This window comes from Clostridium sp. AM22-11AC (genome assembly GCF_003473545.1).
Classification (GTDB): Bacteria; Bacillota; Clostridia; order Lachnospirales; family Lachnospiraceae; genus Enterocloster.
In genome coordinates, this window is sequence record NZ_QUCM01000001.1 from 102,545 (window position 1) to 117,789 (window position 15,245).

12 protein-coding genes are annotated in these 15,245 nt (G+C 45.5%); 1 reads left to right on the plus strand and 11 read right to left on the minus strand.

Annotated features, from left to right (window positions below):
* Positions 1 to 112: 112 nt before the first annotated feature.
* From DW251_RS00495 to DW251_RS00535, 9 genes are all read right to left on the minus strand, one after another.
* Positions 113 to 1,021 carry an AEC family transporter gene (locus DW251_RS00495; protein WP_118299913.1) on the minus strand — a complete coding sequence of 303 codons (909 nt, stop codon included), beginning with the start codon at positions 1,019 to 1,021 and terminating at the stop codon, positions 113 to 115.
* Positions 1,011 to 2,219: a pyridoxal phosphate-dependent aminotransferase gene (locus DW251_RS00500; RefSeq protein WP_118299914.1), complete on the minus strand. Its 1,209-nt coding sequence runs from the start codon at positions 2,217 to 2,219 to the stop codon at positions 1,011 to 1,013. The genes DW251_RS00495 and DW251_RS00500 overlap by 11 nt, the downstream gene beginning before the upstream one ends.
* Positions 2,220 to 2,273: 54 nt before the next feature.
* A complete protein-coding gene (locus tag DW251_RS00505; RefSeq protein ID WP_021871164.1) occupies positions 2,274 to 3,257 on the minus strand; it encodes an NAD(P)-dependent oxidoreductase in 984 nt (327 codons plus the stop codon).
* An 85-nt stretch (positions 3,258 to 3,342) separates the two neighbouring features.
* The gene (locus tag DW251_RS00510) at positions 3,343 to 4,044 is read right to left on the minus strand and encodes an ABC transporter ATP-binding protein (protein WP_118300148.1); all 702 of its coding nucleotides are present in this window, start codon (positions 4,042 to 4,044) and stop codon (positions 3,343 to 3,345) included.
* Positions 4,037 to 4,813 carry an ABC transporter ATP-binding protein gene (locus tag DW251_RS00515; protein ID WP_021871162.1) on the minus strand — a complete coding sequence of 259 codons (777 nt, stop codon included), beginning with the start codon at positions 4,811 to 4,813 and terminating at the stop codon, positions 4,037 to 4,039. The genes DW251_RS00510 and DW251_RS00515 overlap by 8 nt, the downstream gene beginning before the upstream one ends.
* A 5-nt stretch (positions 4,814 to 4,818) precedes the next feature.
* Entirely contained in the window at positions 4,819 to 5,835 is a 1,017-nt protein-coding gene (locus tag DW251_RS00520) for a branched-chain amino acid ABC transporter permease (RefSeq protein ID WP_118299916.1), read from the minus strand.
* Between the two features lie 11 nt (positions 5,836 to 5,846).
* Entirely contained in the window at positions 5,847 to 6,743 is an 897-nt protein-coding gene (locus DW251_RS00525; RefSeq protein WP_207663343.1) for a branched-chain amino acid ABC transporter permease, read from the minus strand.
* A gap of 42 nt (positions 6,744 to 6,785) precedes the next feature.
* Positions 6,786 to 8,018: an ABC transporter substrate-binding protein gene (locus DW251_RS00530; RefSeq protein ID WP_021871159.1), complete on the minus strand. Its 1,233-nt coding sequence runs from the start codon at positions 8,016 to 8,018 to the stop codon at positions 6,786 to 6,788.
* A 275-nt stretch (positions 8,019 to 8,293) separates the two neighbouring features.
* Positions 8,294 to 9,457 (minus strand): PucR family transcriptional regulator, encoded by a 1,164-nt coding sequence (locus tag DW251_RS00535; RefSeq protein ID WP_021871158.1) that lies wholly within the window; start codon positions 9,455 to 9,457, stop codon positions 8,294 to 8,296.
* A 207-nt stretch (positions 9,458 to 9,664) separates the two neighbouring features.
* Between DW251_RS00535 and DW251_RS00540 the strand changes: the two genes are divergently transcribed.
* Positions 9,665 to 10,648: a hydroxyacid dehydrogenase gene (locus tag DW251_RS00540; RefSeq protein WP_118299918.1), complete on the plus strand. Its 984-nt coding sequence runs from the start codon at positions 9,665 to 9,667 to the stop codon at positions 10,646 to 10,648.
* Between the two features lie 283 nt (positions 10,649 to 10,931).
* Here the strand turns inward: DW251_RS00540 and carB are convergent, their stop codons facing one another.
* On the minus strand, positions 10,932 to 14,150 hold the full coding sequence (gene carB / locus DW251_RS00545; RefSeq protein ID WP_118299919.1) for a carbamoyl-phosphate synthase large subunit: 3,219 nt from the start codon (positions 14,148 to 14,150) through the stop codon (positions 10,932 to 10,934).
* Positions 14,150 to 15,223 (minus strand): carbamoyl phosphate synthase small subunit, encoded by a 1,074-nt coding sequence (locus DW251_RS00550; RefSeq protein ID WP_118299920.1) that lies wholly within the window; start codon positions 15,221 to 15,223, stop codon positions 14,150 to 14,152. The genes carB and DW251_RS00550 overlap by 1 nt, the downstream gene beginning before the upstream one ends.
* Positions 15,224 to 15,245 lie beyond the last annotated feature (22 nt).

The following is a 15,245-nucleotide window of genomic DNA, read 5'->3' on the forward strand; positions in this document are numbered from 1 at the left end:
TTTTTCGAAAAATGTCAGAGCCGGCAGGCAGTTTTCTTTATTTTTGTTAGTTTTAACTAATTACAATCCGGCTGCTATTGTGCACTATTTCGTTACAGTTCAGCAAAAATATTCAGGCCAGTATCATATACAAAAGAGGCATGGTAAAAAGGGAAAGTACCGTAGACAGAAAGACACATTCAGAAGCATATTTTGCATCCCCGTCATATTTTTCCGCAAGGATCGCTGTGGTACTTCCTGCAGGCATTCCTGCTAAGATGGTACATACACCTGTTACCAGCGCCCCCATTCCAAGAAGACGGCATACGACCATGGTAACAGCCGGAATTCCCAGAAGGCGCACGACACAGTAAAATAAGGTGCTTCCCTTTAACATTTTACGGATATCTGCTTCCGACAAAATACTTCCAATGACGATCATGGAAACAGGAAGAACACATTTGCTGCAGGACTGCATGGTCTGAAGCAGGAAACTTGGAACAACATCAGGAAATGGCATCAGGGCCATACCGATAACTACTGCAATGATACAGGGATGATGGACCAGTTTTTTTACAATATCCTTTGGACTTGCCACTGTAAAGCAGGAAAGACCGGCAGACCACATAAAGATTCTTAAGGGGATCAGATAAACAGAAGCATACAGTAAGCCCTGGGAACCATAGATCCCTTCCACTACCGGATTTCCCATAAATCCGGCATTGGAACAGATAGTTGCATAGCGCAGGACCATTCTCCGCCCGTTTACTTCCTTCCTATATAATACCAGTCCCAACAGATAGGAAATGATCTGGATCCCAAGAGCGATCACAAGCACCTGAAAGGCCTCTGCAAATACGTCCCTGCTGATGCCCGTCAGAAAGGCGCAGATAATATTTGCCGGAAGGAACAGGTCGATGAGCAGGTCAGACATGCCTTTTCGCCGCTCACTGTTGATGACTCCTTTTCTTGTAAGGATAAAGCCACAGATAAACAGGGCAAACATCACCAGCTGAAGGTTGATCACTGCACTAAGATTCATAAGCTTTCTCCTGGATAAACTCTTTCATCCGCGCTGTTGCCTTTCTTATGGTATCTTCTGATGCTGCAAAGGAAATACGCACTGCGTCCTTGCAGTTCTCCCCAAGACCGGAGCCCGGGATCACTGCCACATGTTTTTCCTTTAAAAGCTTTGCTGCAAAGGTATCTCCGTCTACCCCAAAAGAGGATACATCCACCATGGCATAAAAAGCGCCTTCCGGCTTCACATAGGTAATTCCCGGGATCTGATCCAGTCCTTCAATCAGCACTTCCCGTCTCTTTGCAAACGCATCTACCATTTTGCACACTGCCTCTTCTGTTTCCGGCAGGTCCAGTGCATTTGCAAGACCCACATGGATAAAGGTAGGACAACAGGTGCTGCAGTACTGATGTACCTTTAAGATACTTGGCAGAAGCTTTGCAGGAGCTGCCACGTAGCCTACTCTCCAGCCGGTCATTGCATAGGTCTTGGAAAAACCATTGATGATAATGGTCCTCTCCTTCATATCCGGGAAAGAGGCAATAGAATAGAATTTTCCGTCTCCATACACCAGTCTGGAATACATTTCATCAGAAAGGATCAGGAAGTTCTTCTCCTTTGCCAGCTCACATACCTGCTCTAAGCACTCTTTGCTGTAAACAGCGCCCGTTGGGTTGTTTGGATTGTTCATCACCAGAAGCTTTGTCTTGTCTGTAACAGCAGCCTTCAGATCATCCATATCGATCTGATAGTTATTTTCCTTCTTTAAAGGCACTTTTACCAGTTTTGCACCGCACATATGGACCAGATTTTCATAGGTGATAAAAGCCGGTGAAAATACGATCACCTCATCTCCCGGATCTACCACTGCCATAAAGGCATTGTTTAAGGCTTCTGCACCGCCGGTGGTGAAAATGATCTCTGTCTCCGGATCATAGGAAACCCCTGTCTCTTTTTCCAGTTTCTCTGACAGAAGTTTTCTAAGAGCCGGATAGCCTCTGTTGGAGCCATAATGGGTATAATTTTCTTCCAAGGCTTTGATCACTGCCTCTTTAATAGGGGCCGGTGTGTCAAAATCCGGTTCTCCGGCGCTTAATGCCAGCACTTTCTCCCCTTTGGCACGAAGGTCAGCTACCATATCCATTACTGTACGAATCTTGGAAAACCGTACTTCATCCAGTCGTTTTGCACCTGTTAATATATCAAACTCTTTTTCCATATCTAGGTCCCTCTTTTCCCTGATTTTGTACCCTTTATCCCTGTAAACGCTCTCTTAGGTCAGTTCATGAGCACAGCTTCCTGTCTGTCCGTATTCCCAGAGATTTTCCACTGTGGTCTCGATCATATTAAAGATCGCACGGTCTGTATAAAAAGCAGTATGGGCAGTATAGATCACATCTTCTCTTGAAATAAGCTGGTCAAATACAGCATCACCTGTACTTTCCCCTTTCAGGTCCTTACGCAGATAATTTTTTTCATCCTCGTAAACGTCCATTGCAAGGGCACCGATCTTTCCTTCTTTTAAGCCCTCTAATACAGCCTGATGATCAAAAAGTCCCCCTCTTGCCGGGTTTACAAGGACCACACCTGTGCGCATTTTACGGATGCTGTCACCATTTACCATATGGAAATTTTCTTTTGTAAAAGGACAGTGAAATACTAAGAGTGTTGACTTTTCGTAGATCTCATCCAGAGAAACATAGGTCCCCATTGCTTTCGCGTCTTCTCTTGGATAAGGGTCGTAGAGTAAAATATCCTTTGTGAAAGAGGAAAATATTTTCAGACTTTCCATGCCGATCCGGCCGGTTCCGATAATACCAATGGTCTGGTCACGCAGTTCCTGGCCGCGCAGACCTTTTAAGGTATAATCTCCTTTTTCTGTCATGTGCAGCTGCTTTTTTACCTTCCGCAACGCCATCATAGATGCCATGACGGCGTATTCCGCAATGGCATTTGGAGAATACAAAGGAACATTGCAGGCCTTGATGCCATATTTCTTTATGGCTGCCAAGTTTACATGGTCAAAACCGGCGGAACGGCAGGCGATAAATTTTACTCCTGCCTCTGCCAAAAGGGCTGCTACCTTTTCCGTGATTATGCACCTGGTCTGGATCACGATCCCTTCATAGCCTTTACAGGAGGAAACATTTTCCTCTGTTAATGTATCCGGAGTATATTCAAACTCAATTCTTCCCTTATTATACTGTTCAAATACCCTGCAGTCCTCTGCAGTAGCACACCATACCAGTACTTTCACCTTTGCTCCCGCCTTTCCAGATCCTATTTCCCAGATTGCAATTTTCAAGTGGTATTTTCCAGATTTTTCCAATTACTCCCGTGTTTTAACCACCCAGATATGCTTCCTTCACCTGCGGGTTGGACAATAACTTATCTGCATCATCCGAAAGAACGATCTCACCCGTCTCTATTACATAGCCTCTTTTTGCCACACGAAGAGCCTGGTTTGCGTTCTGCTCTACCAGCATAATGGTGGTTCCTGACTTATTAATAGAAACAATGGTATCAAATACCTGGTCAACCAGTCTTGGCGAAAGTCCCATAGACGGCTCATCAAGGAGCAGAAGTCTTGGTCTTGACATCAGCGCGCGCCCCATAGCCAGCATCTGCTGTTCGCCGCCGGATAAGGTGCCTGCCAGCTGGTTTTTACGTTCTAACAGTCTTGGGAACATTTCAAAGATCTTGTTTAAGTCGCCTTTTACATTTTCCTTATCCTTACGGCTGTAAGCGCCTAACAGCAGATTGTCCATTACAGAAGTTCTTGGAAATACACGTCTGCCTTCCGGTACCATGGTCATACCGTTTCTTACGATCTCCATGGTTCCGTTTCCGTGGACTGCCTGGCCTTCAAAGCTGATCTGGCCTGTAGACGGGATCTGGCCCATAATAGCCGTCAAAAGAGAGGTCTTTCCTGCGCCGTTTGCCCCGATCAGGGAGACCAGCTCTCCTTCTTCTACTGTAAGACTTATATTTTTAATAGCATGGATCTTGCCATAATATACATTCAGGTCTTTTACATCAAGCATCGCCATTTGCAGATGCCCCCTTTCCCAGATAAGACTCAATCACAACAGGATCATTTTTTACATCCTGTGGCAGTCCTTCTGCGATCTTCTGTCCGTGGTCAAATACTACCACCCGGTCTGCAATATTCATGACCATACGCATGGCATGTTCAATGAGGATAATGGAATATTTCTCTGCTTTCAGGCGATTGATGATCTCCACCAGCTCATCCTTTTCATGTGGGTTCATGCCTGCTGCCGGCTCATCAAGTAGGATCAGGCTTGGCTCTGTTGCCAGGACTCTGGCGATCTCCAGTCGGCGCTGCATGCCGTATGGAAGATTTTTAGCCAGCCAGTCTTTTTTATCATAAATACCTACGTATTCCAGACATTTCTTAATGTATTCCTGGTTTTCCGCCTCTTCTTTTTTAAGTCTTGGACTTCCTATTAAAGAGTCCCAGATACCAGTCTTTCTTCTGCAGTGGCGGGCAATAATGATATTTTCCGCTACTGTCATATTTCCAAAAAGACGGATATTCTGGAAAGTACGGGCCATGCCAAGGCGGGTAATAGCTTCCGGCTGCATTTTTTCTATGCTTTTGCCCTTGAAAATGATCTGGCCTCTGGTTGCAGGGGAAATTCCTGTAAGTACATTATAAAATGTAGTCTTGCCTGAACCGTTTGGTCCGATGATGGCTACGATCTCGCCTTCATCAATGGAAAAATCAATATCACTGTTGGCGTGAAGTCCGCCGAATATTTTCGTTACTTTTTTTGTCTCAAGCAGCATATCCATCACCCCTCTTCCACTTCTGCTGTTTCCTTTTTAGTCACGCCCCAGATGCCCTGCGGTCTGAAACGCATCATAAATACAAGAAGGAAGCCGTAAAGGATCATCCATGGGTCAAATGGAAGTCCTGCAATGTCTTTTACGGAATGGAATAACTCAGGAAGAATGGTAAGAAGGATACCTCCTAAGATCATACCTTTGATGCTTCTGCGTCCACCGATAACTACCATAGTAAGAATGGAAATGGACTTGGTAGAGTTTAAAAGCTCCGGGCTGACCATGCTTGCAAACACTGCCTGAAAACTTCCTGCAATGCTGCAGATCACTGCTGAGATCACCATGGCAAGTACCTTGTAATACTTAGTGTTAATACCCATGGCAACAGCTGCGATCTCATCTTCCCTGATAGCTGAAAAAGCATAGCCGATCCTGGAATGTTCTGTTTTCCATGCGAAAAATGCTACTGCTGCTACGATCAAGAACAGGATCAGGATGTAACCGCCTTTGCTGGAAGCTGCCAGCTTGGTGATCTTAATACCAAAGATCTCCGGGGATTTAAGTCCCGGTATACCGGCTGTTCCACCTAAAGCTGCTGTATTAATGGCGATGAAACGTAAGATCTCGCAAAATGCATAGGTGATAACAATCAAAAACTGTCCCTTTACACGAAGGGAAGCCATTGCCAGTGGAATAGATACAAGAGCTGCCAGAAGAAGTCCCACAGGAATGGTGATCCAGAAACTGATGTTGGTATATTTTAATAATACGGCTGTTGTATAAGCGCCAATGCCATAAAATGCTGCATGGCCTAAGGAAGTCTGGCCTAAATAGCCGGATACAAAGTTTAATCCTAATGCCAGGATGGCTGCAATCAGACAGTTAACTGCCACATGCTGAAAATAAGTAGGGATCCAGGCGCTTCCACCATGGAAATTGTCAATATAACAGATCAGTAAGACCAGAACTGCTGCTCCAAGGAAGGCAGTCTGTCCGTTTTTTCCGAAAAAACGTTCTTTTTTCATATGCTGCCTCCTTAAACTTTCTCTTCAAATTTATATCCCATAAGTCCTGAAGGCTTAATGAGAAGTACCAGGATCATTACCGCAAATCCAATGGCATCCTTATAACCAGTGGAAATAAAGCCTGCTGTCAGGTTTTCTACAATTCCAAGGATAATACCGCCTACCAGGGAGCCTGTGATGCTTCCGATTCCTCCAAGGATGGCACAGGACCAGCCTTTAAGACCTGCTAAAGCACCCATGGTTGGGTTAATGGCGTAGATGGTACCAATAAAGAAACCGGCTGCTGCTCCAAGGGCACCGCTGATCGCAAAGGTAACTTTGATCAGCTTTTCTGCATTAACACCCATAAGGCCTAAGGTCTGCATATCCTGGGAAGCAGCCAACATAGCCTTTCCTGTAAGAGTATGCTTGATAAACAGCTCCAGACATACCATGATGATAATGGTTCCAATGAGGATATATAAATGAAGGGAGCTGATGGTTAATGGCTGACCTGAAATAGTACAGATGGTGATCAGTTTCTGGTCTACCAGCTGTGGATACGCTTTGGGGTTGACTGTAAATACAGCGTTGGCAGTATAGCGCAGGATCGTGGAAATACCTAAAGCGGTAATAAATCCGGTTGCTGCCAGAACCCCTTTCTTTCTTAATGGCTTATAGCCAAACTGGTCTACTGCCATTGCGATCAGTGCTCCGGCTGCCATGGAAATGAGAAGCGCAGGAATCAGCGGAAGTCCCAGATAAGTTGTTACAAAATAACCTGTATATGCACCCAGCATATAGATCTCACCGTGGGTCCAGTTAATGACTCCTACAATTCCAAATACCGTTGTCCAGCCTATGGCGATCAGGGAGTAGATACCTCCCTGTGCCAGACCATTTATAACCTGCTGCAAAAATACCAACATATTGTCACCACCTGTACTGTTTTGATCTATTTTCCTGAAGAATTACTCTTCATATAATACATACTTTCCGTCTTTTACAGTCAGTGTCAGGTAATCTCTTACCCAGTCACCGTTGTCATCAAAGGTAACGGTACCGGTAACGCCTTCATACTCAGTTGCCTTTAATGCTTCTGCAAGAGTCTGTCTTGTAAGTTCACCGCCGTTTTCCTTCATGGCTCTTTCTGCTGCATCTGCCAGTACATACATCTGGTCATAAGCTAATGCTGCAAATCCGTCCGGAACTTCACCGCTGTACTTTTCGCCGTACTTGGTTACGAATTCCTGTCCCTTTTCATCTGCGCCTGCTGCTACGAATACGCCGCTGCAAAGAAGGCCTTCAGAAGCATCTCCTGCGATGTCGATGACATTCTGGCTGTAAAGTCCAGGCTGTCCCATGATCGGTGCTTCAATTCCCATCTGTCTTGCCTGCTTGATGATCAGTGCTCCGTCTGTTGTAGTTCCGCAAAGAGCGATACAGTCAGGATCAAGGCTCTTTACAGTAGTAAGGATCGCTGCGAAATCCTGGTCAGTTGCCTGATAAGGTACGGAGTCAAGAACCTGTCCGCCGTTTGCTTCAAACTGTGCATTGAAGCTGTCCTTTAAACCAGAGCCGTAATCGTTGTTGCAGTAAAGGGTAACTGCTTTGGTCTTGCCCATTTTTGTAAACTGGTTTGCGATCTGAGGACCAACTGCCGCATCCTGAACCGCCATACGGAAGAAATAATCACTGATGCCTGTTAAAGATTTTGCACTGGAGCTTACTACCAACTGAGGCATCTCTGCATCCCCTGTAATAGGAAGCATGGCTGCTGTACAGGAGGTAAGGCAGGAACCGCCGATTGCCAGAATGGAGTCATCATCTGCAAACTTCTGTGCTCCGTTGGCTGCTGTAGAAGCATCACCGCCGTCATCATATGTTTCCAACTCTAACTTGGCTCCTAACACACCGCCAGCTGCGTTGATCTCTTCCATTGCCAGCTCATAACCTTTTTCCTGCTTGGTACCATAAGCACCGTTATCACCGGAAAGAGGAGCTACCAGACCGAATTTAATGGTATCCACCGCTGCCTTTACATCAGATGTGTCCGCTGCAGTAGTGCCGCTTTCTGAAGAAGCTGCTGCTTCAGTTTTGCTTTCCGCTGCTGTAGAAGCCGGTGCGGAAGAAGAGGAAGAACACCCGGAAACTGTCATTGCTGCAACTGCAGCCATCATTGCATACACATAACCTTTTTTCATAATCATTTCCTCCTTGCCCAGAGCCTTGAAAACAAATGATAACTACCGCTCCCGGCGGTCCGCCGGGAAGATTTCAGGTAAAACAAAAGAGGAAACTCAGACTATTGTTCTGAATTTCCTCTTTGAAATCATTTATGCCTTTTCGGCTCCGTTTGCTTATTTATTTTTGATGTGTCGAATGATACACCAGTTTTTAGGTGATGTCAAGTTTTTTTACTAAAGTTTTGGTAAAAAAATTCGTTTCACCCTCTGAAATATTTTGCAGCCCCTATGGATCAATAAGTAAAATAATCATGGATCAGAATGGCTAAAGACATGTATACACGCATGTAATAATCCGTAAAATTAATGCCGCAGAGAGCGGAAATATTCTGCAGCCGCTTCATCAGTGTATGGCGGTGGATGTACAGATGTTCCGCTGTTTTCGTAGCATTGCAGTTGTGTGCCAGATAGATACGGATGGTATGTACATAGCCTGTGTGATTATACCGGTCATGGTCCAAGAGTTTCTGTAATGCCTGGTTTCCCAATACAATAGAATACTCATTTTGATGAAGCGTCCCAAGAAGTTCCACTAAAAGTCGGTTATCAAAGGTACAGATCCCCCGTTTTGCCCCGATCCGGTCCAGCAAACAGATATGATCGTAGGCTTCTTTTACGCAGTCAGGCAGATCCCTGCTTTCTTTTAAAGGCTGGGCACCTACATAAAAGTTGATCTCTTCATTTTCCGAAAGAAAGGTAAGGAAAATGCTGAAATCATACATGGCATCTGTAAATGCTTCTCCATCGGAAAAGGGCGCCAGAAACATACCGGTTCCATCTGGCAAGGTCTCACCAATACAGGTTTTTGACATAGAAGAAAGAAAAGAGCCTACTTTTCCCATTCCCTGCCGGAGACTTTCCTCGTCCCGGCTGTTTTTTCCTGTAAGGCAGATGAGAAAAAGATATACCTGCTGTTCTTTTTCAAATAGTTTCTTTTCACTGATATTTAATTTTTTTCCAAGTGCAATGCGCAGTGTGTCCAGTCCCTGGACCAGCTTTCTGGAAATAAGATTGTTTTCCGTGATCTGATCCATAAGCACATGAAGGATCTCTGAAAATGACAGCCGTTCCGGCAGCTCCAGCACCGGCAGCCCTTCTTTGTTTGCGTCTTCTATAATGTATTCCGGGATCTGATCGATATAATAGCCCGGCTGGATCGCCAGACCGCTGACCCCTCTTTTTTTCAGCTGGTGGATCAGGTCCTTATGAAGAGACTGATCCTCCAGGCCATATCCGGTAGACACCACTAACTCACCCTCATTTAAAGATCTGGGAGTGTCCAGTATTTCCATTACATTGACCCATAAAATAGGGTTTGAAACATTTAAAACGCCTGCTACCAGCCTGACTCCGCCAAAGATCTGCCGGTCCACCAGGTCTTTTACAAGAAATGCCATAGTGTGCTCCTTTCCGGATACCTGCAAGTTGAAATGTGTCCATGTGAAAACAGTAAGATGTACAATATGTCCATTATTATACGCATTTGGTGTACAGTTTGCAACTTGTTTTAGAGACGACTTTTCGCTAGACTATTGGCAAATGAAGTTGATCGGCCAGTTCTGGTCATTGTTTTCAGAAGATTTTTCCGGTAGGAGGTAATGTATATGAGCAAAAAAATTTTAATCACAGAAGCTGTAGACCCTGCAGGCATTACTCTGCTTCAGGACCATGGATACCAGGTGGTCATGGGCACCGGATATGACGAAGAGACCCTTATGAGAGAGGCACATGACGCAGACGGCGTTCTTACAAGAAATGGTCATTTTACAGAACGTGTTTTAAATTCCTGCCCGAAGCTGCAGGTCATCGGCATGCATGGTGCCGGTGTAGACTGTATTGATGTAGAAGCTGCCGAACGGCTGGGCATCCAGGTAACAAACGCAGCTGACGCCAACAGCGGTTCTGTTGCAGAATTTACCCTTGGACTGATCTTAAGCCTTGCAAAGAAGCTTCCACAAAGCCGTGACGGCTTACGCAAAGAAGGCTGGAGCATCCGCCCACAGATTACTACCTTTGATCTGGAAGGAAAGACCTTAGGGGTACTTGGAATGGGACGGATCGGCACTGCAGTTGCCAGAAAAGCTTCCTATGGCTTTGGAATGAAAGTGTTAGGATACCGCAGAAACCTTCCAGGAGATATCTGCGCGGACTATGGCATTCTTACAAGTGATCTGGACAAAGTGATCCGGAATTCCGATTTTCTTTCTATTCATCTGCCATATACAAAAGATACCTTCCATCTGGTAAGCTGTGAAAAGCTGGAACTTATGAAACCAGATGCGTATCTTTTAAACCTTGGTCGTGGTGAAGTAGTCGACCAGGCTGCTTTAAGGGAACTGCTGCTTTCCAACCGTCTGGCAGGGGCTGCACTGGATGTATTTGAAGGTGAGATCCCAGATGCAGACGACCCGCTGCTGCACATGGATCAGGTAATTGCAACGCCACATATTGCAGGTTTAAGCAAGCAGGCTATGGAACGGCTGTCTTATCAGGCCGCTCTGGGCATTACAGAGGTGTTAGAAGGCCGCAAAGTGACTTATCCGGTCAATCATCCGGAGAAGTATGCAAGTGACGTTTCTGTGGCATAATTTTCTCAAACCATTAACCGACAAACCGCCTGCTGCTGCAGGCAGTTGAGTGTGAAAATACAGGGTTCGTGAATTTACAATACAACATCATAAAACACAAAAAGCACATGAACACAGGCATTTAAAACCTGCTTCCATGTGCTTTTCTTTCGTTTAAAGAACCTGTCACCGGCAGTTTTTCTTCCACTGCACGTCTGCACAAGTGAACCCGCGCCTGGCGCGGGTCCTCTCTCACATTTCATTATAATCCCGCCTCTTAGGCGAAATTTATATTTATTCACACTTATGCATTCTTCACAGTTGCAATATCCACCAGTGTCAGCTCTTTTGCACGGTTCTCAAGGCTTGTTACAAGAGCTCTTGCTGTGTCAAGGGCTGTAAGTACATTTACACCTGTCTCAATGGCATTACGGCGGATCACAAAGCCGTCATGGCTTCTTTCTGCGCCCTGTGCCGGGATATCGATGATCAGGTCGATCTGATGTCCTAATACCAGGTCAAGGATATTCGGGGACTCCTGCTCCAGTTTGCGGATCTCAAAGGCCTTTACTCCATGCTCATTTAAGGTTCTTGCAGTTCCCTTGGTAGCAAAGATCTGGTAGCCTACATTTGCAAATCTGCGGGCAATATCCACTGCCTCTTCCTGCTCATTCTTTCTGATGGTCATGATCATCTTCTTATACTTCGGCAGACGGATGCCAGCGCCCTCAAATGCCTTGTAAAGAGCCTCGTTAAAGGTCTTAGCGATACCAAGGCACTCACCGGTAGACTTCATTTCCGGTCCAAGGCTGATATCTGCGCCGCGGATCTTTTCAAAGGAGAATACAGGCATCTTAACAGCGATATAATCAGCTGCCGGCTGCAGTCCCGGATTGTAGCCCAGTTCCTTAATGGTATGTCCGCAGATGATCTGGGTTGCAAGAGGAACGATCGGGATACCGGTTACCTTGCTGATATATGGTACGGTACGGGAAGAACGTGGGTTTACCTCGATGATGTATACGTCATCCCCGTCTACAATAAACTGGATATTGATCATTCCCTTTACATGAAGGGCCTTAGCCAGTTTTTCTGTGTATTCCACAATGGTGTCAACATTATGCTGTGTAATATCCTGTGCCGGATATACGGAAATACTGTCTCCGGAGTGGATACCGGTACGTTCAATATGCTGCATGATACCAGGGATCAGGATATCGGTTCCGTCACAGATAGCATCTACCTCGATTTCCTTGCCCATAACGTACTTATCTACCAGGATCGGATGCTCCTGGGCGATCTGGTTGATGATACCGATAAATTCATCAATATCTTCATCGCAGATAGCGATCTGCATGCCCTGTCCGCCAAGTACATAGGAAGGGCGTACTAAAACAGGATATCCTAAAGCATTCGCTGCTTTCTTTGCCTCTTCTGCGGTAAATACAGTATGTCCTGCAGGTCTCGGTATATGGCACTGCTCCAGGATCTCATCAAAGCGTTCCCTATCCTCTGCTGCATCTACATCTTCTGCCGCTGTACCAAGGATAGGCACACCCATTTTCATCAGAGCTTCAGTCAGCTTAATAGCAGTCTGCCCACCAAACTGTACTACTGCTCCGTCTGGCTTTTCAATATCTACAATGCTCTCTACATCTTCTGGTGTTAAAGGCTCGAAATACAGCTTATCTGCAATATCGAAGTCTGTACTTACAGTCTCCGGGTTATTGTTGATGATAATGGTCTCATATCCTTCTTTGCTGAAGGCCCAGGTACTGTGTACAGAACAGAAGTCAAACTCGATTCCCTGTCCAATACGGATCGGGCCGGAACCAAGAACCAGGACTTTCTTTCTTCCTTCTGTCTTTTCAGCCTCATTGAAGCTTCCAAAGCAGGAGTAATAATATGGTGTCTCTGCAGCAAACTCAGCTGCACAGGTATCAACCATTTTGTATGCAGCGCGGATGCCATTGTCATAACGCTGCTTCTTGATCTCTTCCTGAGGAATACCGGTAAGACGGGAAATTACATTATCAGGGAACTCAATGCGTTTTGCTTCTGCAAGGAGCTCTGTAGTAAGCTCTTTCTTTCCTTCGCCTACTGCCTTTAATTCTTTCTCCATTTCTACCAGGATAGCCAGCTTGTCAATAAACCAGATATCGATACGGGTGATCTCATGGATCAGCTCATATGGGAAGCCGCGGCGCAGAGCCTCTGCAATTCTCCAGATACGCATATCGTCTACGATCTCCAGCTCTTTTACCAGTCCTGTATAGGAAAGTCCGGTAAAGTCATAGGACATCAGGCAGTCTACATGCTGCTCCAGGGAACGGATGGCCTTCATCAGGGCGCCCTCAAAGTTGGTGCAGATACTCATGACCTCACCAGTTGCCTTCATCTGGGTTCCTAAGGCTCTCTTGGCGCTTATAAACTTATCAAATGGAAGTCTTGGCATCTTTACTACGCAGTAGTCAAGCATTGGCTCAAAACTTGCATAAGTTTTCTTTGTTACTGCATTTTTGATCTCATCCAGAGTATATCCTAAAGCGATCTTTGCAGCTACTTTTGCGATCGGATATCCAGTTGCCTTAGATGCCAGTGCGGAAGAACGGCTTACACGAGGATTTACCTCAATTACGCAGTATTCAAAGCTGTCTGGATTTAAAGCATACTGTACGTTGCAGCCGCCGGTGATGCCCAGTTCGCTGATGATATTTAATGCAGAAGTACGCAGCATCTGGTACTCTTTATCCCCTAATGTCTGGGAAGGAGCCACAACAATACTGTCACCTGTATGAACGCCAACCGGGTCCAGGTTTTCCATGTTGCAGACGGTGATCACGTTTCCTGCACCGTCACGCATTACTTCGTATTCGATCTCTTTCCAGCCTGCGATGCAACGCTCTACTAAAACCTGTCCTACACGGGATAAACGGAGACCATTTTCCAGGATCTCAGCACACTGCTCCGGATTCTGTGCAATACCGCCGCCGGAACCGCCCAGTGTATAAGCAGGACGAAGAACTACCGGGTAACCGATCTGTGCTGCTACTTCCAGACCATGTTTTACATCTTCTACAATGTCAGAAGGTGCAACCGGCTCACCGATCTTTTCCATGGTCTCCTTGAACATTTCACGGTCTTCTGCTTTTTTAATGGTAAGAGCAGTGGTACCGATGAGGCGCACATTGTGCTTCTCTAAGAATCCTGCGTCTTCCAGTTCCATTGCAAGGTTTAATCCGGCCTGTCCGCCAAGGGTTGGCAGAATGCTGTCCGGCTTTTCTTTTAAGATCAGCTGTTCTACTACTTCTACGGTTAATGGCTCAATGTATACACGGTCTGCAATGTCCTTGTCGGTCATGATGGTAGCCGGGTTGGAGTTTAAAAGGACAACTTCGATCCCTTCTTCTTTTAAAGAACGGCAGGCCTGTGTACCTGCATAGTCAAATTCTGCTGCCTGTCCGATTACGATCGGGCCGGAGCCTAAAACCAGTACTTTTTTAATTTCAGGATTCTTTGGCATCAGTCATTTACCTCCATCATTTTAAGGAAACGGTCAAATAAGTATCCGGAGTCCTGTGGTCCAGGGCATGCTTCCGGGTGATACTGTACCGTGAAAATGTTCTTTCCTGTGTATTTTAAACCTTCGTTGGTTCCGTCATTTACATTGACAAATGCAGGAACTGCGATCTCAGGCTTTACAGTGTTGGTATCTACTGCGTAACCATGGTTCTGGGAAGAAATGTAAACTCTTCCGGTCTCCAGATCTTTTACAGGATGATTTCCGCCTCTGTGGCCGTATTTTAATTTGTAGGTATCCATACCGTTTGCCAGTGCCATTAACTGATGTCCCAGGCAGATTGCAAAGATCGGTACATTGGAGTCATACATTTTTTTGATCTCTTTGATGATCTCAACATTTTCCTTTGGATCACCAGGGCCATTGGAAAGCATGATGCCGTCCGGGTTTGCTGCCAGCACTTCTTCTGCAGGTGTATCTGCCGGATATACGGTAACTTCGCAGCCTCTTTCATTTAAGGAACGGGCAATGTTCTTCTTTGCGCCGAAATCCATTAAAGCTACTTTCTTTCCATTTCCTGGAAGAACGTATTTTTCTTTGGTTGTAGTAGCCATAACAACACCGGCTACTGTATAGGCTTTCATACGGCTGATAGGCTCAGACAGGTCTGAATACTCTTTTGTCGTGATCATACCGTTCATTGTACCTTTTTCTCTTAATAACTTTGTGAGGGCTCTTGTATCGATACCACAGATACCAGGAATATCATTTTCTTCTAAGAAATTCTGAATTGTGTCTTCGCAACGGAAGTTGCTTGGGATCCTTGATAATTCTCTTACAATATAACCATCTGGCCAGGGCTTTAAAGACTCCATATCCTGACGACAGATTCCATAATTACCGATCAGAGGATAGGTCATAACAACGGCCTGTCCTGCGTATGACGGATCAGTTAATACTTCCAGATAACCGGTCATAGATGTGTTAAAAACGATCTCGCTGATCACTTCACGCTGGGAACCAATACTGGTACCAGTGTACACAGTGCCGTCTTCCAATATAAGGTATGCTTTCATAGGGGGAATACCTGTCCTTTCT

Bases quoted from the DNA above. Each gene is read 5' to 3' on its own strand.
- DW251_RS00495 (WP_118299913.1), bottom strand. From the start codon at position 1,021: ATGAATCTTAGTGCAGTGATCAACCTTCAGCTGGTGATGTTTGCCCTG.
- DW251_RS00500 (WP_118299914.1), bottom strand. From the start codon at position 2,219: ATGGAAAAAGAGTTTGATATATTAACAGGTGCAAAACGACTGGATGAA.
- DW251_RS00510 (WP_118300148.1), bottom strand. From the start codon at position 4,044: ATGCTTGATGTAAAAGACCTGAATGTATATTATGGCAAGATCCATGCT.
- DW251_RS00515 (WP_021871162.1), bottom strand. From the start codon at position 4,813: ATGCTGCTTGAGACAAAAAAAGTAACGAAAATATTCGGCGGACTTCAC.
- DW251_RS00520 (WP_118299916.1), bottom strand. From the start codon at position 5,835: ATGAAAAAAGAACGTTTTTTCGGAAAAAACGGACAGACTGCCTTCCTT.
- DW251_RS00525 (WP_207663343.1), bottom strand. From the start codon at position 6,743: ATGTTGGTATTTTTGCAGCAGGTTATAAATGGTCTGGCACAGGGAGGT.
- DW251_RS00530 (WP_021871159.1), bottom strand. From the start codon at position 8,018: ATGAAAAAAGGTTATGTGTATGCAATGATGGCTGCAGTTGCAGCAATG.
- DW251_RS00535 (WP_021871158.1), bottom strand. From the start codon at position 9,457: ATGGCATTTCTTGTAAAAGACCTGGTGGACCGGCAGATCTTTGGCGGA.
- DW251_RS00540 (WP_118299918.1), top strand. From the start codon at position 9,665: ATGAGCAAAAAAATTTTAATCACAGAAGCTGTAGACCCTGCAGGCATT.
- carB (WP_118299919.1), bottom strand. From the start codon at position 14,150: ATGCCAAAGAATCCTGAAATTAAAAAAGTACTGGTTTTAGGCTCCGGC.
- DW251_RS00550 (WP_118299920.1), bottom strand. From the start codon at position 15,223: ATGAAAGCATACCTTATATTGGAAGACGGCACTGTGTACACTGGTACC.